Origin of the sequence: Salegentibacter lacus, assembly GCF_020164555.1 — a bacterium.
Taxonomy (GTDB): Bacteria; Bacteroidota; Bacteroidia; order Flavobacteriales; family Flavobacteriaceae; genus Salegentibacter; species Salegentibacter lacus.
This window is the reverse complement of the sequence record NZ_JAIQZB010000059.1, coordinates 1-790: the sequence shown is the minus strand read 5'-3', so window position 1 is coordinate 790 and position 790 is coordinate 1. Positions and strand designations below refer to the sequence as shown.

Genomic DNA, 790 nt, shown 5'->3' with positions numbered 1-790 from the left:
CGTATCCGGCCCACCAACCACATCCTCTAACTTAGCATAATTTTATTTATCGGGTCCCCTCGGATAAACTTGATCTAAGCTTGCTTTAATTTCTTGTAGTTCTGAGGGTAGAGATTCCGGATGTCTTTATGGTTGATAGACATGATATTCTCCAGGGTATATTTGAGCCACTCATATGGGTTTACCTCGTGCTTTTTGCAGATGGCAAAGAAGGAATAGATTCCTGCGGCTCTTTCTGCCGCTGAATGAGAACCCGCAAACAGGTAATTTTTTCTACCCAGGGCCAATGGCCTGATGGCATTTTCCACTAAATTATTATCGATCTCCAGAATACCATCAAAAAGATAGGCGCTAAGCTGATCCCAACGATCCATGGAATACTTGAAGGCTTTTCCGATAGGACTCTTGGGAAGGATCAGTTGATGTTTCATCTGATCGAACATCCATTTTCCAAATTCATTGATAACAGGCAGTGCTTTTTCCAGGCGAAGGGATTTACGCTGCTCCGGGCTTAAGTTTTGTTCTCGTGCCTGGGCTTCCACTGCGTAGAGTTTCTGAATAAAGCTTAAGGCTTTTTCAGCGCGATCCCTGTCATTATCCTTTGCTTTGTCAAATTCCCTTCTAGCGTGGGCCCAGCAGTTCAGGTGGGTAACCCCTTCACGTTTGCCGATTTTATCATACGCGGCATACCCATCACTTTGAAGGTAGCCTTTAAAGCCGGCCAATATATGATCGGCAGCCTCACGGCTGCGCCCGGGCTGATAATCAAAGAGTACGGTGCCATCTATGG

Annotated in this window: 1 protein-coding gene; it reads right to left on the bottom strand. The window is 45.7% G+C overall.

Annotated features, from left to right (window positions below):
• Window positions 1-74: 74 nt before the first annotated feature.
• On the bottom strand, window positions 75-790 hold a 716-nt coding region (gene tnpC, locus LB465_RS18065; protein WP_224471314.1), incomplete at its 5' end, for an IS66 family transposase.